This window comes from Micromonospora sp. NPDC005553 (assembly GCF_042871765.1).
GTDB lineage: Bacteria > Actinomycetota > Actinomycetes > Mycobacteriales > Micromonosporaceae > Micromonospora.
The window spans coordinates 611,310-631,848 of the sequence record NZ_JBIAJD010000003.1 but is presented as its reverse complement, the minus strand read 5'-3'; the positions used below and the strand labels follow the sequence as shown (position 1 = coordinate 631,848).

General features: G+C 70.8%; 15 protein-coding genes and 2 pseudogenes. 7 read left to right on the top strand and 10 right to left on the bottom strand.

What is annotated here, in order from left to right; genetic code table 11:
* Window positions 1-73: 73 nt before the first annotated feature.
* Entirely contained in the window at window positions 74-1,771 is a 1,698-nt protein-coding gene (locus ACFYPG_RS15485) for an FAD-dependent oxidoreductase (RefSeq protein WP_387352389.1), read from the bottom strand.
* 144 nt (window positions 1,772-1,915) lie between these two features.
* Here ACFYPG_RS15485 and ACFYPG_RS15480 point away from each other — a divergent pair, with 144 nt between their 5' ends.
* Window positions 1,916-3,034, top strand: a complete 1,119-nt coding sequence (locus tag ACFYPG_RS15480) for an LCP family protein (RefSeq protein WP_387352387.1) — start codon at window positions 1,916-1,918, stop codon at window positions 3,032-3,034.
* Window positions 3,035-3,041: 7 nt separating this feature from the next.
* On the opposite strand, the gene ACFYPG_RS15475 is transcribed toward ACFYPG_RS15480, so the two are convergent.
* The gene (locus tag ACFYPG_RS15475; protein WP_387352385.1) at window positions 3,042-4,499 is read right to left on the bottom strand and encodes a M1 family metallopeptidase; all 1,458 of its coding nucleotides are present in this window, start codon (window positions 4,497-4,499) and stop codon (window positions 3,042-3,044) included.
* 110 nt (window positions 4,500-4,609) lie between these two features.
* Entirely contained in the window at window positions 4,610-6,013 is a 1,404-nt protein-coding gene (locus ACFYPG_RS15470) for a M1 family metallopeptidase (protein WP_387352383.1), read from the bottom strand.
* Window positions 6,014-6,233: 220 nt separating this feature from the next.
* Between ACFYPG_RS15470 and ACFYPG_RS15465 the strand changes: the two genes are divergently transcribed.
* Complete coding sequence (locus ACFYPG_RS15465) at window positions 6,234-7,349, top strand: sugar phosphate isomerase/epimerase family protein (RefSeq protein ID WP_387352381.1); 1,116 nt, start codon at window positions 6,234-6,236, stop codon at window positions 7,347-7,349.
* Between the two features lie 67 nt (window positions 7,350-7,416).
* On the opposite strand, the gene ACFYPG_RS15460 is transcribed toward ACFYPG_RS15465, so the two are convergent.
* Window positions 7,417-8,535: a GuaB3 family IMP dehydrogenase-related protein gene (locus tag ACFYPG_RS15460; protein ID WP_355010071.1), complete on the bottom strand. Its 1,119-nt coding sequence runs from the start codon at window positions 8,533-8,535 to the stop codon at window positions 7,417-7,419.
* 30 nt (window positions 8,536-8,565) lie between these two features.
* A complete protein-coding gene (gene guaB / locus ACFYPG_RS15455; RefSeq protein ID WP_357197765.1) occupies window positions 8,566-10,128 on the bottom strand; it encodes an IMP dehydrogenase in 1,563 nt (520 codons plus the stop codon).
* Between the two features lie 186 nt (window positions 10,129-10,314).
* Between guaB and ACFYPG_RS15450 the strand changes: the two genes are divergently transcribed.
* Window positions 10,315-10,734, top strand: a complete 420-nt coding sequence (locus ACFYPG_RS15450) for a DUF5319 domain-containing protein (RefSeq protein ID WP_355010073.1) — start codon at window positions 10,315-10,317, stop codon at window positions 10,732-10,734.
* A 261-nt stretch (window positions 10,735-10,995) separates the two neighbouring features.
* Here ACFYPG_RS15450 and ACFYPG_RS15445 read toward each other — a convergent pair whose 3' ends face one another.
* Window positions 10,996-11,811 carry a response regulator transcription factor gene (locus ACFYPG_RS15445; RefSeq protein ID WP_355010074.1) on the bottom strand — a complete coding sequence of 272 codons (816 nt, stop codon included), beginning with the start codon at window positions 11,809-11,811 and terminating at the stop codon, window positions 10,996-10,998.
* A 253-nt stretch (window positions 11,812-12,064) separates the two neighbouring features.
* On the opposite strand from ACFYPG_RS15445, the gene ACFYPG_RS15440 reads away from it, so the two are divergent.
* Together ACFYPG_RS15440 and ACFYPG_RS15435 are read left to right on the top strand one after the other, a co-directional pair.
* Window positions 12,065-12,448: a WhiB family transcriptional regulator gene (locus ACFYPG_RS15440; RefSeq protein ID WP_355010075.1), complete on the top strand. Its 384-nt coding sequence runs from the start codon at window positions 12,065-12,067 to the stop codon at window positions 12,446-12,448.
* A 937-nt stretch (window positions 12,449-13,385) separates the two neighbouring features.
* Window positions 13,386-13,946 carry a hypothetical protein gene (locus ACFYPG_RS15435; RefSeq protein ID WP_387352378.1) on the top strand — a complete coding sequence of 187 codons (561 nt, stop codon included), beginning with the start codon at window positions 13,386-13,388 and terminating at the stop codon, window positions 13,944-13,946.
* A 571-nt stretch (window positions 13,947-14,517) separates the two neighbouring features.
* Here ACFYPG_RS15435 and ACFYPG_RS15430 read toward each other — a convergent pair.
* The 4 genes and pseudogenes from ACFYPG_RS15430 to groES all read right to left on the bottom strand — a co-directional run.
* Window positions 14,518-15,675 (bottom strand): annotated as a pseudogene (locus ACFYPG_RS15430) (molybdopterin-dependent oxidoreductase); the annotation flags it as partial.
* Between the two features lie 153 nt (window positions 15,676-15,828).
* Window positions 15,829-16,299: pseudogene (locus ACFYPG_RS15425) on the bottom strand (molybdopterin-binding oxidoreductase); the annotation flags it as partial.
* 135 nt (window positions 16,300-16,434) lie between these two features.
* On the bottom strand, window positions 16,435-18,075 hold the full coding sequence (gene groL, locus ACFYPG_RS15420; protein WP_355009665.1) for a chaperonin GroEL: 1,641 nt from the start codon (window positions 18,073-18,075) through the stop codon (window positions 16,435-16,437).
* Window positions 18,076-18,145: 70 nt separating this feature from the next.
* Complete coding sequence (groES, locus tag ACFYPG_RS15415) at window positions 18,146-18,460, bottom strand: co-chaperone GroES (protein WP_030330046.1); 315 nt, start codon at window positions 18,458-18,460, stop codon at window positions 18,146-18,148.
* A gap of 259 nt (window positions 18,461-18,719) precedes the next feature.
* Between groES and ACFYPG_RS15410 the strand changes: the two genes are divergently transcribed.
* Window positions 18,720-19,916 (top strand): methyltransferase domain-containing protein, encoded by a 1,197-nt coding sequence (locus ACFYPG_RS15410; RefSeq protein WP_387352376.1) that lies wholly within the window; start codon window positions 18,720-18,722, stop codon window positions 19,914-19,916.
* Window positions 19,917-19,926: 10 nt separating this feature from the next.
* On the top strand, window positions 19,927-20,406 hold the full coding sequence (ybaK, locus tag ACFYPG_RS15405) for a Cys-tRNA(Pro) deacylase (RefSeq protein ID WP_387352375.1): 480 nt from the start codon (window positions 19,927-19,929) through the stop codon (window positions 20,404-20,406).
* Window positions 20,407-20,539 lie beyond the last annotated feature (133 nt).

The window sequence follows — 20,539 nt, the reverse complement described above, 5'->3', positions numbered from 1 at the left end:
ACTTTCTGCCCCGACAAAGGCCACGAATGCCGCGTAACGGCGACCGAAAGTGCAAGATCGCGGAGGTGGCGGGTCACTGTCGCAGCGCGCCCGGGGCGTGCGGCGGGACCGCCGGGTTTTGCGGGGGTACGGGTGCGAGGCGGTGGTACGGGGAGCCGAGCGGCGGGCGGAAATCCTCGTCGCCCTTGTTGGGCCAGAAGGACATCGCCCGTTCCGCCTGTGCGGTGATCGTCAGGGACGGGTTCACGCCCAGGTTGGCCGAGACGGCCGCCCCGTCGACCACGTGCAGCCCGACGTGCCCGTACACCCGGTGCCAGGGGTCGATCACCCCGTCGGCCGGGGTGGCGCCGATGACCGCCCCGCCCAGGATGTGCGCGGTCATCGGGATGTCGAACGGTTCGGTGAGTGAGCCGCCGGGGGTGCCGCCGATCTCGTCGGCGAGCATTCGGGCGGCGGTGTTGCCAGCGGGAATCCAGGTGGGGCTGGGCGCGCCGTGGCCCGGGCCGGTGACCAACCTGCTGCCGAGCGGGCCACGCCGCCACCGGGTGGTCAGCGAGTTGTCCACGGACTGCATGACCAGAGCGATCACCGTCCGTTCCGACCAGCCGCGTACCGACAGCATCCGCGCCGCCAACCGGGGCTGCCGCACGATGCTGCCCAGCCAGCGGCGCACCCGGTGTGGGCCGCCGTCGACCAGCAGCGACTGGAGCAGCCCCATCGCGTTCGAGCCCCGTCCGTAGCGGACCGGCTCGACGTGTGTCTGCGGGTCCGGGTGGAACGAACTGGTGATGGCCACCCCCTCGGTGTAGTCCAACCGCTCGGAGCGGGCCCGTCGACGGGGCACCGAGGCGCCGAGGATCGCCTCCGAGTTGGTCCGGGTCAGCTCGCCGAGGCGGGGCGAGAGCCCGGGTAGCGCACCGTCGGCCCGCATCCCGTGCAGCAGTCGCTGGGTGCCGAGCGCCCCGGCGGCGAAGACCACCTGGTCGGCGTGGATGACCTGCCGACCCTTGCGCAGCCAGGCGCCGGTGCGTTCGGTGTGCACCTCGTACCCGCCGCCGTCGGCGGGCCGGACGGCGGTCACCGTGGTCAACTGACGGACCGTGACCCCGAGCCTTTCGGCGAGCCAGAGGTAGTTCTTGACGAGGGTGTTCTTCGCCCCGTGCCGGCAGCCGGTCATGCACGAACCGCAGTGCAGGCAGCCGGTGCGTTCCGGGCCGGCACCGCCGAAGTACGGGTCGGCGATCCGCTGGCCGGGCCGGCCGATGTGCACACCCACCGGGGTGGCGTGGAAGGTGTGCCCCACCCCCATCCGCTCGGCCACCGCGCGCATGGCGCGGTCCGCGCCGGTGTGCACCGGGTACGTGGTGACGCCGAGCATCCGTTTCGCCTGGTCGTAGTGGTGGGCCAACTCGTCGCGCCAGTCGGTGATGTCCCGCCACTGCGGGTCGTCGTAAAAGGCCGGCAGCGGTTCGTAGAGGGTGTTCGCGTAGACCAGCGAACCGCCGCCCACCCCGGCGCCGGAGAGCACCAGCACTCCGCCGCCGGATCGTCGACCGGCCGGGCGGAGCAGGGTGAGCCGTTGGATGCCGTAGCAGCCCAGCTTCGGTGCCCAGAGGAACCGGCGGAGCCGCCAGGACGTCTGCGGGAACTCGTCGTCGGCGAAGCGGCGGCCGGCTTCCAGCACCGCGACCGAGTAGCCCTTCTCGGCCAGTCGGAGCGCGGTGACGCTGCCACCGAAGCCGGACCCGATGACGAGCACGTCGTACCGCATGCAGGCATCATTACTCGCGAGTAGCGCTCGCGCCAGCGCCCGTTTTTGCGCGATCATGCTCCGGCCGACCGCCCCGGCGTCTCCCGGCCGCAACCCGGAGCACCCGTCGGAGCGTTGTTCACCAGACGGGTGGAAGGAAACTAGATGGTTCTCGGGTCGATGGCGCCGCGCCGACGGTGGCTGCTGCTGGGGTTGGCGGCCCTCGCCGTCGTCGCGCTGATCGCGGCCGGCACCGTGGTGATCACCCGGCTGACCGGCGACAACAAGCCGGGGGGCGCTCCGGTGGCCGGCTCACCGACCCCGTCGCCGGTCGGCACGCCGACCCCGAGCCCCAGCGGTCCGCCGCCGGGCGCGGACATCACGGGCCCGCTCAACCTGCTGCTGGTCGGTGTGGACACCCGGGTCAGCGTGCCCGGATGGGAGCCGCACTCCGACGCCGTTCTGGTGCTGCACGTACCCAAGGGGTTGGATCGGGCGTACATCTTCTCGCTCCCCCGCGACCTGCTGGTGGACATCCCGGCGTTCCCGAAGGCCGGCTACAAGGGCGGCAAGACCAAACTCACGCACGCCATGAGCTTCGGCAGCCGGGTGCCGGGCAAACCCAAACAACCCAGCACGGCCCAGGGGTACGAGCTGCTGCGCAGCACTGTCAGCGGCTACACCGGGCTGCGCATCGACGCTGGCGCGGTGCTCACCTTCAACGGGTTCGACCGGCTGGTCAACGCCCTGGGTGGGGTGGACATCTACATCGACCAGCGGGTCGAGTCACTGCACCGCCGACCGGACGGCAAGTACCGGGAGAGCGCGCCGGGCGGCTACAAGGGGCCGCAGCAGGTCTACGAGAAGGGCGAGATGCACCTCAACGGCTGGCAGGCGCTGGACTACGCGCGGCAGCGCTACATCACCGGCGGTGACTACGCCCGGCAGCGCCACCAGCAGCAGCTGATCCGGGCGATGACCCGCAAGATCCTGGACGAGGGCCTGGCCAAGCAACCCGAGCGCGTCGACCAGGTGGTCTCCGCGCTGGGCGACACGCTCGTCTACGTGGGCGGACGCCGGATCGTCGACATCGCGTACGCCCTCAGTGGCCTGCCGGAGAACCGTTTCACGCTGGTCGGGCTACCCGGTTCCGGCGTCGGCAAGGGCAGCGCCTACCGGGGTGAACAGCTCACCACCGAGGGCCGGAAGTTCCTCACCGAACTCCGCGCCGGCCGCGCCGACGCCTACCTGGCCGCCCACCCCAAGCTTGTCGTGAAGAACTGACCGCGGCTCAGAGCCGCTTGGGCTGGGCGGGCTTCTTCGTGCCGTAGAGCCAGGCGTCGAAGAGCGCGTCGAGCTGCTTGCCGGAGATCCGCTCGGCCAGGGCCACGAACTCGGCAGTGGTGGCGGTGCCGTCGCGCTTCTCCGCCGCCCAGGTCTTGATGATCTCGAAGAACGCCTTGTCGCCGACGGCCACCCGCAGGGCGTGCAGTGTCATGCCGCCGCGCTGGTACACCGACTCGCTGAACAGCTTCTCCGCGCCCGGCTTGCCCGGCGGTGTCTGCCACACCCGCGCGGACATCTCGACGTACCGCCTGTTGAACGCCTCCTTGGCGGTGTACGCGTCGGTGTGCTCGGCCCAGAGCCACTCCGCGTACGTCGCGAAGCCCTCGTTGAGCCAGATGTCCTCCCACCTGGCCAACGCGACGCTGTCGCCGAACCACTGGTGGGCCAGCTCGTGGGCGACGACCTCGGTGTTCTCGCCCCGCCGGAAGAAGCTCGCCGCGTACACCGGTCGGCTCTGCGTCTCCAGGGCGTAGGAGATCCGGCTGTCGGAGATCACCACACCGCCGTACGCGTCGAACGGGTACGGCCCGAACACACTCTCCAGGTAGTCGGCCACCGCGACGGTCTGCGCCATCGACGCGTCCGCGTTCCCCTTGGGCTCGGTGGTGGTGACCGCGTTGTAGACCGGGCGGCCCTTGTGCTCACCGGTGGTGATCCGGAACTTGCCGATCACCAGCGTGCTCAGATAGCTGGCCATCGGCGACTTCTCCGACCACTTCCAGGTGGTCCAACCGCCCGTGCTGGTGTTCCCGCCGGGAACGCCGTTGCTGATCGCGGTGAGACCGTCCGGAACGGTGACCTCGAAGTCGTAGGCCGCCTTGTCCGACGGGTGGTCGTTGACCGGGAACCAGGTGCTGGCCGACTCGGGCTGGCCCAGCGCGATGGCACCGTCGGCGGTGTGCAGGAAGCCACCGTCACCGAGCGCCTCGTTCTTCAGCGGCTTCGGCTTGCCCGCGTAGGTGACCTCGGCGACGAACCCGTTGCCGTTGATCAGCCCGGAAGCCGGCTTGATCACCAGCTCGTTCCGCTTGCGGCTGTGGGTCGCCGGTGCGCCGTCCACAGTGACCGCGCTGACGGTCAGGCCGGCCAGGTCGAGGTTGAACGACGACAGGTCGGTGGTCGCGGTGGCCCGCACCGTTGTCGTACCCGTCAACTGGTCCTTGGTCGGGTCGTAGCGCACCTTCACCGTGTACCGCCCGACGTCGTAGCCGCCGTTGCCGTAGGTCGGGAAGTAGGCGTCACCGACCCCGTCGGCGCCCGCGGCGAACGTCCGCGCCGGAGTGGGGGACGCGCTCGGTGACGGGACCGCCTCCGGGCCCGCCGAGTCGCATCCGGACAGTGTGAGCGCACCGGTCACCAGCAGGCCGGCAGCCACTCGCAGTCTGTGCCGCGTCCCGCGCATCCCACACCCTCTCCGCACGGTGGCCGGTCAGGGCCTCCGCAGTTCCACGCGAACCGGCGCCTACCCGCCGTTCGCAGGCGGCAGCATATCGACCGGGCGGCGGGGCCGGATCACGGCAGTGTGGGAGCCGACCCACCCACCAACCAGGCGTCGAAGAGCGGACGCAGTTGCCGCCCGGCGACCCGCTCGGCCAGCGCGACGAGGTCCGCCGTGGTCGCGTTGCCCGCCGCCCGCTCGGTGGTCCAGGTACGCAGGATGCGGAAGAAGAGGTCGTCACCGACGGTCCGGCGCAAGGCGTGCACGGCGAGCGCCCCGCGCTTGTAGACGGCAGTGCCGAACATCTGCTCCCGGCCCGGCTCGACCGACGGCTGCGTCCAGTCGGTCGCCGCGTACTGGATCTCGAAGTTGCGCTGGGCGGTCCGGCCGCCGTCGTGCTCCTCCCACAACCACTCGGCGTAGCTGGCGAAACCCTCGTTGAGCCAGATGTCGCTCCACCTGGTCAGCGACACGCTGTCGCCGAACCACTGGTGCGCCAGTTCGTGCGCGACGACGCTCGGGTTCAGCCGGTCGTCCGCGAAGAAGCCAGGCCCGTAGACCGGCCGGGACTGGGTCTCCAGCGCGTACCCGATCCGGTCGTCGGCGATCACGATCCCCCCGTACGAGTCGAACGGGTACGGGCCGAAGCGGCTGGCCAGGAAGTCGACGATCGCGCCGGTGCGGGCCAGCGAGGTGGCCGCGCCGCCGGTCTCCGGCAGGCTCGCGGCCACCGCCGTGACCATCGGTCGACCCGCGTGCGTGCCGGTCACCACCCGGTAGTCGCCGATCACGAGCGTGCTCAGATAGCTGGCCATCGGGGCGCGCTCCGACCAGCGCCAGGTGGTCCAACCGTCGGCGCTGCTCTTCGGCCCGGGTACGCCGTTGCTCAGCGCGGCCAGGCCGTCCGGGACGGTCACCGCCAGGTCGTAGGTGGCCTTGTCCGACGGGTGGTCGTTGACCGGGAACCAGGTGGCGGCCGAGTCGGGCTGGCCGAGCGCCACAGCGCCGTCGGCGGTGTGCAGGAAACCACCGCTGCCAAGCGCCCCGTCGTCGACGGCCGAGGGGACTCCCGCGTACTCGACAGTCACTGTGAACTGCCGGCCGCGCGGCAGTCCGTCGCGGGGGGTCACGACCAACTCGCCGTCGCCGCGCCGGTGCTCGGCCGCCGCGTCACCCACGCTGACCGCGCGGACCTCCAGGCCGACCAGATCCAGGTTGAACCGGGACAGGTCCTGGGTGGCGGTGGCGGTGATGACGGCTCGACCGGTCAGCCGGTCGGTCGACGGGTCGTAGCGCACGTCGAGGCCGTAGTGCCCGACGTCGTAACCGCCGTTGCCGTGCCCCGGCACGTACGGGTCGCTGACGTCGGCGGCACCGGGCCGGAAGCCGTCGCGGTCGTCGCCGGTACAACCGGTAACTGCCAGCCCGATCGCGCAGGTCAGCGCGGCGACGCGCAATCTGCGTCCGGTCCGGACCATGCCCACTCCTCCTGCGGCCCCCGGCCTCCTGCGGCGTTGCGGCCCTCCGCGGCGATGCGGTCAGGACGAGCGTAGTCAGCATCGAGGGCCGCGCGGCCGGTATCGACGATCATCAGTGACTTTCGTCGAATCAAACAAAAGCTGCCGTCGATCGAACCTATCTTTCGACTTAGACCGACGTTAGTGTCTGTCTCCGACCACCGTCGCGAAAGGTGGAACCATGCCAGACCACACCGCCCCCGACGCCACCCCCACCGGCCGGCTCAGCCGCCGATCCCTGCTCGCCGCCTCCGCCGGCGCCGCCGCCGCGATCGGCGCGGCCGGCCTACCCGTCCTCGCCACCGGCACCCCCGCGCTCGCCAACCCCGGCAACGCGAGCAAGCTACGGGTGGAGCCGCTGATCCCGGCCAGAAACCGCGGCATCATCCTCTACAGCGTCCGCGACCGGATCACCGCCGCGCCCGACGACAGCGGGGTGCCGTACGGCTTCGAGCGCGTCCTCGCCCGACTCGCCGAGATCGGTTACAAGGAGATCGAGTTCGCCGGCTACACCCAGAGCACCGAGATCCTGGGCCGGCAGATCACCCCCGCCGAGATCCGCAAGATCCTCGACGACAACGGCCTGGTGGCCAACGGCACCCACGCCTCGATCCAGCCAACCACCTTCCAGCAACAGCTGGACATCGCCGAGGAACTCGGCATGAAGAACATCGGCACCGGCAGCGACCCGACCAGCAGCGCGTACAAGGCAGAGTGGGACGCCGCCGCGGACATCTGGAACGAGTTGGGCCGGCAGGCCAAGGCCCGGGGCATGCGGCTCTACACGCACAACCACGACGCCGCGTACAACTTCCTGATCGACCGGGGCCCACGCGACGAGCAGGGCCGGCAGACCCGGTCCTCCGGCATCCGCCGACTGGAGTACTTCTTCGAGATCACCGACCCGAGGTACGTCTTCTTCGAGCTGGACATCTACTGGGCCTACGTAGCCCGTTACAAGCACCAGAAGTACGTCAATCCGGCCGGCCAGGAGGTGACCGACCTGTTCGACCCGATCCTCACCGTGGCCGACCGGACCACCCGGTTCCCGCTCTTCCACGCGAAGGACGGCGATCGGGACACCAGCGTTCCCAACGGGTACCAGATGACCCCGCTGGGCGACGGCGACCTCAACTTCCAGCAGTTCTTCCAGACCATCGGCGAGCGCAACTTCCACCACGCCAACTGGGAGATGGACACCGCCCCCGGCGGCGCGGACAACAAGGGCCAGTCGCTCGACTTCGCGGCGACCAGCTACCGCAACATGTCCGACCTGACCATCTACGTGGAGAAGTGACAGCCGACTGAACACGACGAAGGCCGGCCCGTACGCGGGCCGGCCTTCGTTCGTGGTCTTGGACGGGTCAGCGGTCGAGGACCATACCGACCTTCTGGAACTCCTTCAGGTCGCGGTAACCGCACTTGGCCATCGCCCGACGCAGCCCACCGAACAGGTTGAGCTGGCCGTCGGCCTCGTCCGCCGGCCCGAAGAGCAACTGCTCCATCGACCCGAGCGGCTCACCGGAAACCTCGAAGGCACCCCGGGGCAGCGACGGGTGACTCGCCGCCGAGTGCCACCAGGCGCCACCGGCCGGGGCCTCGTCGCAGAGCGACAGCGGCTCACCGAGCATCACCGCGTCCGCGCCGCAGCCGAGCGCCTTGGCGATGTCGCCCGACGTCTGGATGTCACCGTCGGCGATCAGGTGCACGTACCGGCCACCGGTCTCGTCCAGGTAGTCACGGCGGGCCGCCGCTGCGTCGGCGATCGCGGTGGCCATCGGCACCCGGATGCCCAGCACCGACTCGGTGGTCGACCACTCGTCGCCACCGATGCCCACGATCACGCCGGCCGCGCCGGTACGCATCAGGTGCAGCGCCGTCTTGTAGTCCGTGCAGCCACCGACGATCACCGGCAGATCGAGGTCGGCGATGAACTCCTTGAGGTTCAGCGGCTCATCGGTGGTCGACACGTGCTCGGCCGAGACGATGGTGCCCTGGATGACCAGGATGTCCACCCCGGCGTCCAGGATCACCGGCGCCAGCGCGAGGGTGTGCTGCGGGGAGACCCGCACCGCCACGGTGCCGCCACCGGCGCGCAGCTCACGGACCCGCTCGGCGATCAGGTCCGGGCGGATCGGCTCGGCGTACACCTCCTGGAGCCGCTTGGTGGCGCGGGCCTCCTCGTCGAGGCCGGCCAGCTCGTCCAGCACCTTGGTCGGGTTCTCGTAGCGGGTCCAGAGCCCCTCGACGTTGAGCACGCCGAGGCCGCCGAGCTGACCGAGCCGCACCGCGGAGGCCGGGCTCATGGTGGCGTCGGAGGGGTGGCCGACGCACGGAATGCCGAACGGGTACGCGTCGAGCTGCCACGAAGTCGAGACGTCGTCGACGTCCCGGGTACGGCGGCTCGGCACGATGGCGATGTCGTCCAGGTGGTAGCCGCGCTGCGCGGTCTTGCCCAGCCCGATCTCGACCACGTCACGCATGGGGGACTCCAGGTGGTTGGGGGTGTTGGATCAGCGGGTGTGGTAGTTGGGCGCCTCGACGGTCATCTGGATGTCGTGCGGGTGGCTCTCCTTCAGACCAGCCGCGGTGATCCGGATGAGCTGGCCACGGCGGTGCAGATCGGGGATGTTCTCCGCACCGGCGTACCCCATCGCCAGCCGCAGCCCGCCGACCAGCTGGTGGGCGACCCGGGACAGCGGCCCCCGGTAGGGCACCTGGCCCTCCACGCCCTCGGGAACCAGCTTGTCGTCGCTGAGCACGTCCTGCTGGAAGTAACGGTCCTTGCTGTACGACTTGGCCTGACCCCGGGACTGCATCGCGCCGAGCGACCCCATCCCGCGGTACGTCTTGAACTGCTTGCCGTTGACGAAGATCAGCTCGCCGGGGCTCTCCTCGCAACCGGCCAGCAGGCTGCCGAGCATCACCGTGTCCGCGCCGGCCACCAGGGCCTTGGCGATATCGCCGGAATACTGGATGCCGCCGTCGCCGATCACCGGCACACCGGCCGGGCGGGCGGCCCGGGCCGCCTCCATGATCGCGGTCACCTGCGGCACGCCGACCCCGGCGACGATGCGGGTGGTGCAGATCGCGCCCGGCCCCACGCCCACCTTGACGCCGTCGGCGCCAGCGTCGACAAGCGCCTTAGCACCCGCGTACGTGGCCACGTTGCCGCCCATGATGTCGACCGTCACGTCGGCCTTGAGCCGGCGGACCATGTCCAGCACGGCCCGCTGGTGACCGTGCGCGGTGTCCACGATCAGCACGTCGACGCCCGCGTCGACAAGGGCACGGGCCCGCTTGTACGCGTCCTCGCCCACACCGATGGCGGCGGCGACCCGCAGCCGGCCGGCGTCGTCCTTGCTGGCGTCCGGGTACTGCTCGCTCTTGGTGAAGTCCTTGACGGTGATCAGGCCACGCAGCCGGCCCGAGTCGTCGACGATCGGCAGCTTCTCGACCTTGTGCTGACGCAGCAGCGCCAGCGCCTCGTCCTTGCTCACCCCGACCCGCGCGGTGACCAGCGGGGTGTGGGTCATGATCTCGCGAACCGGAGTGTTCGGCTCGGAGACGAAACGCATGTCCCGGTTGGTGACGATGCCGACCAGCTGGCCGTCGCCGTCCACCACCGGAACACCGGAGATGCGGTAACGCCCGCACAGCTCGTCGACCTCACGCAGCGTGTCGTCCGGGCTCGCGGTCACCGGGTTGGTGATCATGCCGGACTCCGAGCGCTTCACCAGGTCGACCTGGTGTGCCTGGTCCTCCAGCGAGAGGTTGCGGTGCAACACGCCGATGCCGCCCTGGCGGGCCATGGCGATCGCCATCCGGGCCTCGGTCACCGTGTCCATCGCGCTGGACAGCAGCGGAATGGACAACTCGATGTTGCGGGTGAGCTTCGTCCGGGTATTCACACGACTGGGCACCACGTCCGACTCGCCCGGCTGAAGCAGCACGTCATCGAAGGTGAGGCCGAGCGGAACCACCCGGGCGGAGCCGGCCGGCAGCTCGGGCAGGTGGCCGCCCAGGTCGGCGTGCTCGCCGCCGGCCGGAAGATCGGTGCTGGGCGAATTTTCCACGATTGCTCTCCTGAGCTGCTCGGATGGGCTTCAGCGAGGTGGCGCGGGCGGGCACCGGAGCGCGCCACGAAGCCGGCACGTCGCCTCATCGTACCCAGTGAGCTGGGCGACCCGTCCGTGGCAGGCCGGGCCGGCGCGGAGACCGGGGGGCGGACGTTCGCGCCGCGTTGGGTCTACGGTGAGGGGGTGCACGACGAGCCCATCGACCCGTTCAACGGCGACCCGGCCGATCCCACTGCGGGTCTGGATGACCCGGGCGATGACGCGACGCCGGATCCGCTGACCGACGTCGAGCGGCAGGATGTGCTGGAAGACCTCGCTGACCTGGAGATCTACCAGGCCCTGCTGGCCCCGATCGGGGTTCGCGGGCTCGTGATCGAATGCGAGGACTGTCGCGAACCGCACTACTTCGACTGGGACCTGCTCCGCGGCAACCTGCGGCACCTGCTCAACTCGGGTCGGCCCCGGGTGCACGAACCCGCCTACGACCCCGACCCGGACCACTACGTGACCTGGGACTACGCCCGGGGGTACGCGGACGGGGTGCACGACACCCTGTCCGAGGGCACCGAGGACGAGCCGGACACCCCGACCGCCACCAAGTAACGCCGCCGGGCGGCTGCGCGGCGTACCCCTGCTGTCGTGTGGCCCGCCGTCCGCTGACCCGTCGGATGCTCCGCTACCGCGTGGCGCGCCCTGCTACCGCGCGGCGTGCCCCGACTGCATGGCGTGCCCCGACTGCATGGCGTGCCCCGACTGCATGGCGTGCCCCGACTGCGCGGCGTGCTCGCTTCCGCGCGGCGTGCTCGCTTCCGCGCGGCGTGCTCGCTTCCGCGCGGCGTGCCGTGCGGCGGCGTTGCTCGGGTGTCAGGCCACCAGCCCGGCGCGGAAGCCCGCCGCCACCGCGTGGGCCCGGTCCCGGGCGCCAAGCTTGCGGAACAGCCGGCGGGCGTGTGTCTTGACGGTGTCCTCCGAGACGAACAGTTCCCGGCCGATCTCCGCGTTGCTCTTGCCCTCGGCCATGCCCAGCAGCACCTGAAGCTCACGCTCGGTGAGGCCGATCGACGCCCGACTGGGTCGGGCGTTCGGGGCGGGACGGCCCGGGTCGGTCTGCGCCGGCGACTCGCCGGTCCCCGCCTCCGCCTCGTCGTCGCCCCGCTGCACCGGCACCGACGCCACCCCGGCCGGCCCGTCGGCTGCTGTGGCCGTCCAGCCGGGCTCGCCGGAACCGCGCGGCGACGGCCCGGAACGGCCGGAACCACCCACCGCCGCCGCGTCACGGGCCGGATCGGTGATCCGCTGCCGGGAGGCTCGGCCAGGCGCGGTGAGCAGCAGGAGCGCCTTCGCCACCGCGCTGGTCAGATCATGATCGACATTCTGGATGAGCCCCCGGGCGCCGGCGCTGATGGTGGCCGCCGCGGCCTCGGACTCCTCGGTGCCGAGCAGCAGCACCGCCGCCTGCGGCGCACGCGCCAACACCCGGCGGACGAAGCCGGCGCTGTCCGGCCGGGTGAGGGCCGTGTCGGCCAGCACCACGTCGGCCGGTCGCTCAGCCAGCCGCAGCATCACCTCGGGATCAGAGACGGCGGTACGAACGATCGCGGACAACCCCAGCCGCGCGGCAGCAGAAGTAAGGTGCTGGGCCGCGAGTGGTGTCCGAACGCACACAAGAACGGTACGCACTGTGGTCTCCTCTCCGCCAACGAGCAGACCATGACGCGGTCGGCTGGGGAGGGGGTTCCGGGCAATCCTTCGAACTTTTCCGACAGATGGGGCAAAAGCCGCAATTTCTCGGACGTTTTCGATCACACACGTGTGAGTTGACGACAGCCCGGGTACCGGGAGATCCAGGCCGGGAACGGTGCGCCTGCGCGGCCCGCCGCCCGGATGCCGGCCATAAGGATTCTCGCGGAGCCGCGCGGGAGGAGGGGTGCTGATGTCGAACGTACGTAGACTGCCCGGACCCATCGTCGATCTCTGGGACTGGCAGCGACTCGGTGCCTGCCGAGGGCGCGACAGCGCCCAGTTCTTCCACCCCGACGGTGAGCGTGGTTCTTCCCGGCTGCGTCGCGAGTCCACTGCCAAGTCGGTCTGCCGCGCCTGCCCGGTACGCGCCGAGTGCGCCGCTCACGCCCTGTCGGTACGAGAGCCTTACGGCGTGTGGGGCGGCTTCAGCGAGTCGGAGCGCCTGCGACTCCTCGCCGTCGGCTGGGAGGACCTGGCAGACCGCCGGCACGCCCGGGTCGACGTCGCACGACTGGAGGCCCGCCTGGGTCGCCCGCACAAGTCGACCGTCCCGGCCCAACGCAACGTCGCCTGACCCGAGGCGTCCCCAACTCCGCGAAACCGCGCCCTCCGCCCGGGGGGCGCGGTTTCGTGCCGTCCATGCGGGGGCGCGGTTTCGTGCCGTCCATGCGGGGGCGCGGTTTCGTGCCGTCTATGCGGGGGCGCGGTTTCGTGCCGTCTATGCGGGGGCGCGGTTTCGTGCCGTCCATGCGGGGGCGCGGTTTCGTGCCGTCCATGCGGTTCCGAGCGACCAGGGCCCGCCGCCGCCGGCAGGGCCGTGATCAACACGGGTTCCTTGATGTCGGGGCATCCCGCCGGCCCGGACACCCCGATTTCAATGACCCCGAGTGGATCAAGCTGAGTGTCGGGTCGCGAGGCGTAAAACAGTGACGGCCCCTTGGGAGATTCGTCCCGTCTGGGGCATTCAGGCGGTGCGCCGGGGTTAGGCTGCTGCGAGGTACGCGGCTTTTGTCCGGTGACCGGGCGCACCCGTGGGCCGGAATCATGGCCGGGGCGGGGTCGTTACATACCCTGACGATCGCAGCACCACCGACCCGCCGCCCGACCCCTTGAAAGGCTTGGTCGCGCAGGTCGGAATGCCAACCTCCACCCGGTCGTTACAGTCCCCACGACCAACCGCAGGCACCGCCTCGATGAGGGTGCCGATGGATGGGCCAACCCCGGAATCACCCCGGCCCCCCGGTCGTTACAACCCCCACGACCGCTGGCACCGCCGCGATGAGGGTGCCGATGGACGGGCCACCCCGGAATGACCCCGGCCCCCCGGTCGTTACACAGGGTCCCGGCGCCACGAGCCCCCCGCTCGCCAGGCCGCCGACCCCGACGCCCGATCAGGCGTCACCCCCTCGACTTTTCCCCTTTGTAGGTGCAGCGCCGGACGAGGTGCTCACACCCTGCCGCCGCCCCCTTTTGGCGGTCGGGGTGTCCTACCCCCGAAGGAGCTACCCCTCATGAACACCATCATTCGTAAGAGCATGTTGTCTGTTGCTGGTCTCGCGTTCGCCGGTGGTGTGTTCGCCGGTCCGATCGCCGCCCACGCCAACCCGGTCGACGCCAAGCCCGTCGCCGTGGCCGTCCAATCGGCCGCACCGAAGCCGCAGGGCGACCAGTCCCGGATCAGCCTCAACGACGAGCAGACCGCCAACGTCAAGGCGATCATCGCCGCCACGAAGAAGGCCGGTCTGCCGGAGCGGGCCGCGGTCATCTCGATCGCGACGAGCCTGCAGGAGTCGAAGCTGGAGAACCTCGGCCACCTGGGCGACGCCAACGACCACGACTCGCTGGGCCTGTTCCAGCAGCGCCCGACCAGTGGTTGGGGCACGCCGGAGCAGATCACCAATCCCGAGTACTCCACCACCGCGTTCCTGAAGGGTCTGAAGCAGGTCGACGGGTGGCAGGACATGGCGCTGACCGACGCCGCGCAGACGGTACAGGTCTCGGCTTACCCGGACGCCTACGCCCAGTGGGAGCAGCAGGCCACCGACCTCGTCACCCAGCACTGGAACAGCTGACCCCGCAACAAAAGAGCAGGGTGACACCCCGCACCACCGCACCACCGCACCAGGACACCGACCGCTGGCCGGCACCCGCAACCCGGGGTGCCGGCCAGCGGCCTTCCTGCTGCCACCGATCGTGGACCGCCACCCCGCTGCCGCTGACGCTGACCGCCGTACCCACACCACCGGCCCCCGGCGATGGGTGCAGCCGCCGGGAACGCCGACCGCAGGCCGCTGCCGCTGCAGAAGCGCCGCAAGCGGCTGAGGAAGCCAGCCGCGGGCTGGGGCCGGAGGGCGGAGAGTGCCGAACTGGCCCCAACGGAGACAACTGGCGCCGACCGACCGACTTGGCCCGCAGATCTTGGACACTTTCCGTTCCGTAGGCGGGCCGTACTGACGGAAACTGTCCAAGATCTGCATGCGCTCCCGGATATGACCGGTCAGTCAGCGGGCCCGCCGGCCCATGGACAGTCTCGGGAGCCGGCAGGGCAGCCGCAGACACAGCCCCGCCGGCCGCACAGAGCACGCCGCCGACACGGCCCGCCGATTTGGGGGCGCACCCGCGCGGGCGACGTCGTGCCGTGGATCAGCGGACGGTGACCGTGACCGTGTGCCAGCCGGTGGCGCCGTCCGGGACGACGTCCTGCGTACGTTCCGTTTGGGTTTCACCTGTCGCGTCCGTCGCGCGGACCTGGAGCCGGTGCTCGCCCGGTGTGGCGTCCCAGCGCCAGGACCATTGCACCCAGGTGTCCACCGAAACGCTGGGTGCCAGCGCGGCTTCCTGCCACGGGCCGTCGTCGACGCGTACCTCGACTCGGCGGATGCCCCGGTGCTGCGCCCAGGCCACCCCGGCGACGGTCACCGGGCCGGCGGTCAGCCGGTTACGTCCCCTGGGCGTGTCGATCCGGGACTGGGTCTTGATCGGCCCCTGGGGGGACCAGCCGCGCGGCACCCAGTACGCGTCGAAGTCGGCGAACCGGGTCAGCTCCAGCTCGGTCACCCATTTGCAGGCCGACACGTAGCCGTAGAGGCCCGGCACCACCACTCGCACCGGGAAGCCGTGCTCGACCGGCAGTGGCTCGCCGTTCATCCCGACGGCCAGCAGCGCGTCCCGTCCGTCGCGCAGCGCGGCGGTGGGGGTGCCGCAGGTCCAGCCGTCGACCGACCGGCCGACGACCTGGTCGGCGTCGTCGTCCGGCTCGACCTCGTCCAGCAGTTCTCGCAGGGGTACGCCGAGCCACAGGGCATTGCCGATCAGGTCCCCGCCCACCTCGTTGGAGACGCAGGCCAGCGTGACGTACCGCTCGACCAGTGGTCGGGCCAGCAGATCCGCGTAGCTGTAGGTGCGTTCCCTGCCGACCCGTCCGTGGATCCGCAGCCGCCAGGTGTCCGGGTCGACCTGGGGCACCACCAGCGCGGTGTCGATCCGGTAGAACCCGAAGTTGGGGGTGACGTACGGCGCGAGCTGCGTCAGTGAGAGGTCCGCGCCTGCCGGTACGGCCGGTGCGGGGGCGACCGGGGCGGGCAGGCGGATCGCGTCGCGGGCTGCGGACACGCCGCGCCGCCCTGCCAGCCACCGCCCACCGAGGCCGGCCACCACGGCCGTGCCGAGCAGTACTCCGCTGCCGGTGAGGAACCGTCGCCGCGACTCCGGGTCCACTTCGGCAGGCCCGACCGCTTCGACCGCCGTCGTCGGCCCGGCGGGAGTCACCGGCACCGGCCCTGCCGGGGACACCGGCACCGACTCTCCGGGCGACCCTGACCCCGAACCAGCCTGCGACCCGGGACCAGCATGCGACTCCGGACCAGCCTGCGACCCCGGACCAGCCTGCGACCCCGGACCAGCCTGCGACCCCGGACCAGCCTGCGACCCCGGACCGGCCTGTGACACCGGACCAGCGGGCGGCGTGGGTGATGACCAGGACCAGGGGTCCAGCTCGAACGGTCCGCCGATGAACAGCCAGAGCACCAGGGCGCCGAGGCCGGCGCCGACCAGGGACGGCAGCGCGTCGGCGAGGTCAGCACCGGAGCGGGTCAACGCGGCTGCCACGCCGATGGCGCCGAACGCGGCGATGCCGGCCAGGCCGAGTGCCAGTCGGCGGACCGCCAGTACGCCGAAGAGGGCGGCGAAGCCTCCCAGCAACACGGCCGTGCCGACCAGCAGCGCGATCTTGTCGGCGGTGCCGAAGAGGTCGATGGCGAGTTGCTTCAGCGATTCGGGGACGGCGTCGACGACGACCCCGCCGACCGCGACCAGGGGCGCCGACCGGGGACCGGTCAACACCGCGACCGGTTCGGCGATCCCGATCGCGACGGCGGCGGCGGTGATTCCGGCCAACGCGGCGTACCGCCGTGACGTGGTGCTCATCGGCCCAGTGTGCGCGATCATCTCGCCCGGTCGCCAACAACGTCAGCGTTCGGTAATGACCTGGCAGCCCGCAGGAACGAGCCCGGGGCGCACCGCCTGACGGCGGTGCGCCCCGGAACGGGTGTCGCTACCGGATCAGAAGCCCGGACCGTGCTGGTGGCCGTGACCGTGGCCGTGCCCGCCGCCGGCGGCCGGCTCGGCCTGCTCCGGCTTCTCCACCACGAGGCTCTCCGTGGTGAGCAGCAGACCGGCGATCGAGGCGGCGTTGGTGACCGCGTTGCGGGTCACCTTCACCGGGTCGATGATGCCGGCCTTGACCAGGTCGACGTACTCGCCCTTGGCGGCGTCGAGGCCGTTGCCCCACTTGAGGTCGGCGACCTTCTGCGTCACGACGTAGCCGTCGTGACCGGCGTTCTGGGCGATCCAGCGCAGCGGCTCGACGAGCGCCTTGCGCACGACCGAGACACCGACCTTCTCGTCACCGGTGAAGCCCAGGTCGTCGTCGAGCACCGAGCGGATCTGCACCAGGGCGGCGCCGCCGCCGGGCACAGTGCCCTCCTCGACCGCAGCCTTGGTCGCCGCGATGGCGTCCTCGATGCGGTGCTTGCGCTCCTTCATCTCGACCTCGGTCGCCGCGCCGGCCTTGATGACGGCGATGCCACCGGAGAGCTTCGCCAGCCGCTCGGCCAGCTTCTCCCGGTCCCAGTCGGAGTCGGAGGCCTCGATCTCCTTGCGGATCTGGGAGACCCGGTCGGTGACGTCGGCCTTCTGGCCACCGCCGTCGACGATCGTGGTGTTCTCCTTGTCGACCACGACGCGCCGGGCGGTGCCGAGCACCTCCAGGCCGACCTGGTCGAGCTTGTAGCCCAGCTCCGGGGCGACCAGCTCGGCGCCCGTGGAGATCGCGATGTCCTGGAGCATTGCCTTGCGCCGGTCACCGAAGCCCGGGGCCTTGACCGCGCAGACCTTGAGGGTCTTGCGCAGCGAGTTGACCACCAGGGTGGAGAGCGCCTGACCGTCCACGTCCTCGGCGATGATCAGCAGGGGCTTGCTGTTCTGCAGGATCTTCTCCAGCAGCGGCAGCAGCTCTTCGATCGCCGAGATCTTCTGGGTGGTGACCAGGATGTACGCGTCCTCAAGGACGGACTCCTGGCTCTCCAGGTCGGTGACGAAGTTCGGCGAGATGAAGCCCTTGTCGAACTGGAGACCCTCGGTCACGTCCAGTTCGGTGGTGAGCATGGAGCCTTCCTCGACGGTGATGACACCGTCGCGGCCGACCCGCTCCATCGCCTCGGCGATCAGGTCGCCGATCGTGGCGTCCTGCGCGGAGATCGTCGCCACGTTCGCGATCGACTCCTTGCTGGTGACCTCGGCGGCCTTGCCGAGCAGCGCCTCGGAGACCTTGGCGGCCGCCGCGTCGATGCCCCGCTTGAGGCCGGCCGGGTTGGTCCCGGCGGTCACGTTGCGCAGACCCTCGCGAACCATCGCCTGGGCCAGCACGGTCGCGGTGGTGGTGCCGTCACCGGCGACGTCGTTGGTCTTGGTCGCCACCTCCTTGACAAGCTGCGCGCCAAGGTTCTCGTACGGGTTGGTGAGCTCGATCTCCTTGGCGATGGTCACACCATCGTTGGTGATCGTCGGCGCACCGAATTTCTTGTCCAGGACGACGTTGCGCCCGCGCGGGCCGAGGGTGACCTTGACCACGTCCGCGAGGGCGTTGACACCGTGCTCCAGCAGGTGCCGGGCGTCGTCCGAAAAGCTCAGGATCTTCGCCATTAATGTCCCTTCGAAGTGCCACTGCCCCGGCCCGGCGAGCCGGACCGGGGCAGTGGCACTGATCGGTTGCTTACTTCTCGATGACCGCGAGGACGTCGCGGGCGGAGAGCACCAGGTACTCCTCGCCGGCGTACTTGACCTCGGTGCCGCCGTACTTCGAGTAAAGGACGGTGTCGCCGACCTGCACGTCAACCGGAACCCGGTTGCCGTTGTCGTCGACGCGGCCCGGGCCGACAGCGAGGACAGTGCCCTCCTGCGGCTTCTCCTTGGCGGTGTCGGGGATCACGATGCCCGACGCCGTGGTGGTCTCAGCCTCGTTCGCCTGGACCACGATGCGGTCCTCGAGCGGCTTGATAGCAACCTTGGTCGCGGTAGTCACGGGCATACCCTCCTGGGGTACTGGTTTCGTTGCTGGCCAGCGGGGCTGACCATCGTCAATCTGCCTCATGCCACCGGGCGGGGCCGTCGTCGCGGGTGCCGGTCCGCCTGGCGTGCGCACCCGGGTCGTGAGACCCGGAAGCTGGCACCCTCAGGGCGAGAGTGCTAATCGCAGGTTATTCCGTGGCTAGCACTCCGTCAAGGAGAGTGCCAGCGCGTCGCGCCCCGCCAGCCAAGTTTTCCGAGTCGGACGGGACAATGGCTGGGTGGATCTCGATCAGCTGGCGGCGCTGCGTACCCCTGAGGGGTCGGCCGCGCTCACCGCGGCGGCCGACCTGGCCGGCGGTGATCCACTGGTCGCGGCGTCGGCCCTGCGCGCGACCGGGGTGCCGCCGACGTTGGCCGCGGCGGCGTTGACCCAGGCCGAGTTGCGCCACCGGGCGGTCGGCAAGTTCGGCTCGGCCGCCGCTGGGATGTTCCTCACCCGCCCCGGCCTGGAGCAGGCAACCCGCCGGGTGGTCGCCGACCGTCGAGCCGCCCGGTTGCACGCGGCCGGCGTGCGGACCCTGGCCGATCTCGGGTGCGGGCTCGGGGCCGACGCGCTGGCCGCCGCCCGCGCCGGCATCCGGGTGTACGGGGTGGAGGCCGACCCGGTGACCGCGGCGATGGCCGCCGCCAACGCCGAGGCGGCCGGGCTGGCCGAGCTGTTCACCGTCGAGTGCGGCGACGCGACCGGGTTCGACGTGTCACTGGTCGACGGGGTCTTCTGCGATCCGGCCCGCCGCACCACCGGCACCGGGCGGCGGATCTTCGACCCGCGCGCCTACTCGCCACCGTGGGACTTCGTGACCGGGTTGGCCGAGCGGGTGCCGCGCACCGTGGTGAAGGTCGCGCCGGGCCTCGACCACGCGCTCATCCCGGCCGGGGCGGAGGCCGAGTGGGTCGGCGTGGACGGCGACCTGGTCGAGGCCGCGCTCTGGTGCGGTGAGCTGGCGGAGGTGCCCCGTCGCGCCACCCTCTACCGCCAGCGGGGCGCCGAGGCCCACAGCCACCAGCTCACCGGCTCGGGCGCCGCCGAGGCACCGGTCGGGCCGCCGCGTCGCTACCTGTACGACCCGGACCCGGCGGTGGTGCGCGCGCACCTTGTGGCCGAACTGGCCAGCGAACTGGACGCCAACCTGGGCGATCCGAGCATCGCCTACCTCTACGCCGACCAGCCGGTCCGCACCCCGTACGCGCGCTGCCTGGAGATCACCGACGTGTTGCCGTTCTCGCTCAAGCGCCTGCGGGCGCTGCTGCGCGACCGCCGGGTGGGCCGGGTGGAGATCCTGAAGCGGGGTTCGGCGCTCACCCCGGAGCAGCTCCGGCGGGACCTGCGGCTGGCTGGGGACGCGGCGGCGAGTCTGGTGCTCACCCGGGTCGGCGGCGCACCGACGGTGCTGATCGGCCGGCCGGTCGACTAGCGTCGTCGCCGTGGCGGGACAGGGCACGCCGGCAACGGCACTGTTGGTCAAGCGCGGCATCGCGCATCGCACCCATCCGTACCGGGTGGCGCCGGACGCCCCGAACTACGGCGCGTTGGTGGCGGTGGCGCTCGGCGTGGCACCGGAGCGCGTGTTCAAGTCTCTGGTGACCGACGTCGACGGCGCGCTCACCGTGGCGGTCGTTCCGGTCACCGGCGAGTTGGATCTGAAGGCTCTCGCAGCTGCGGTCGGCGGTAAGCGGGCGGCGTTGGCCGACCGGGCGGTCGCCGAGCGGGCCACCGGTTACGTACGCGGTGGGATCAGCCCGCTCGGGCAGCGTCGACGGTTGCCCATCGTGCTGGACGAATCCGCGCTGGATCTCCCGACGATCTACGTCTCGGCTGGTCGGCGCGGTCTGCAACTCGAACTGGCCGCGGCGGATCTGGTGGCGCTGACCGACGCCCGCACCGCGCCGTTGCAGACCCACTGACGACAGTCGTTACGTCGACTCCCCCGTGGGATACCCGCGGAGTAACAGTCGCGTTGCTGAATTGTTATCGCTCCCAACAAACTATGCACCTGCGCGGTCTTGTGGAGCCGGTGTGACGCGAAATACGTTGCCG

Coding starts and splice junctions, on each gene's coding strand:
- groL (WP_355009665.1), bottom strand. CDS start 18,075: ATGGCGAAGATCCTGAGCTTTTCGGACGACGCCCGGCACCTGCTGGAG.
- ACFYPG_RS15485 (WP_387352389.1), bottom strand. CDS start 1,771: ATGCGGTACGACGTGCTCGTCATCGGGTCCGGCTTCGGTGGCAGCGTC.
- ACFYPG_RS15460 (WP_355010071.1), bottom strand. CDS start 8,535: ATGCGTGACGTGGTCGAGATCGGGCTGGGCAAGACCGCGCAGCGCGGC.
- ACFYPG_RS15465 (WP_387352381.1), top strand. CDS start 6,234: ATGCCAGACCACACCGCCCCCGACGCCACCCCCACCGGCCGGCTCAGC.
- groES (WP_030330046.1), bottom strand. CDS start 18,460: ATGCCCGTGACTACCGCGACCAAGGTTGCTATCAAGCCGCTCGAGGAC.
- ACFYPG_RS15475 (WP_387352385.1), bottom strand. CDS start 4,499: ATGCGCGGGACGCGGCACAGACTGCGAGTGGCTGCCGGCCTGCTGGTG.
- ACFYPG_RS15470 (WP_387352383.1), bottom strand. CDS start 6,013: ATGGTCCGGACCGGACGCAGATTGCGCGTCGCCGCGCTGACCTGCGCG.
- ACFYPG_RS15440 (WP_355010075.1), top strand. CDS start 12,065: ATGTCGAACGTACGTAGACTGCCCGGACCCATCGTCGATCTCTGGGAC.
- ACFYPG_RS15435 (WP_387352378.1), top strand. CDS start 13,386: ATGAACACCATCATTCGTAAGAGCATGTTGTCTGTTGCTGGTCTCGCG.
- ACFYPG_RS15480 (WP_387352387.1), top strand. CDS start 1,916: ATGGTTCTCGGGTCGATGGCGCCGCGCCGACGGTGGCTGCTGCTGGGG.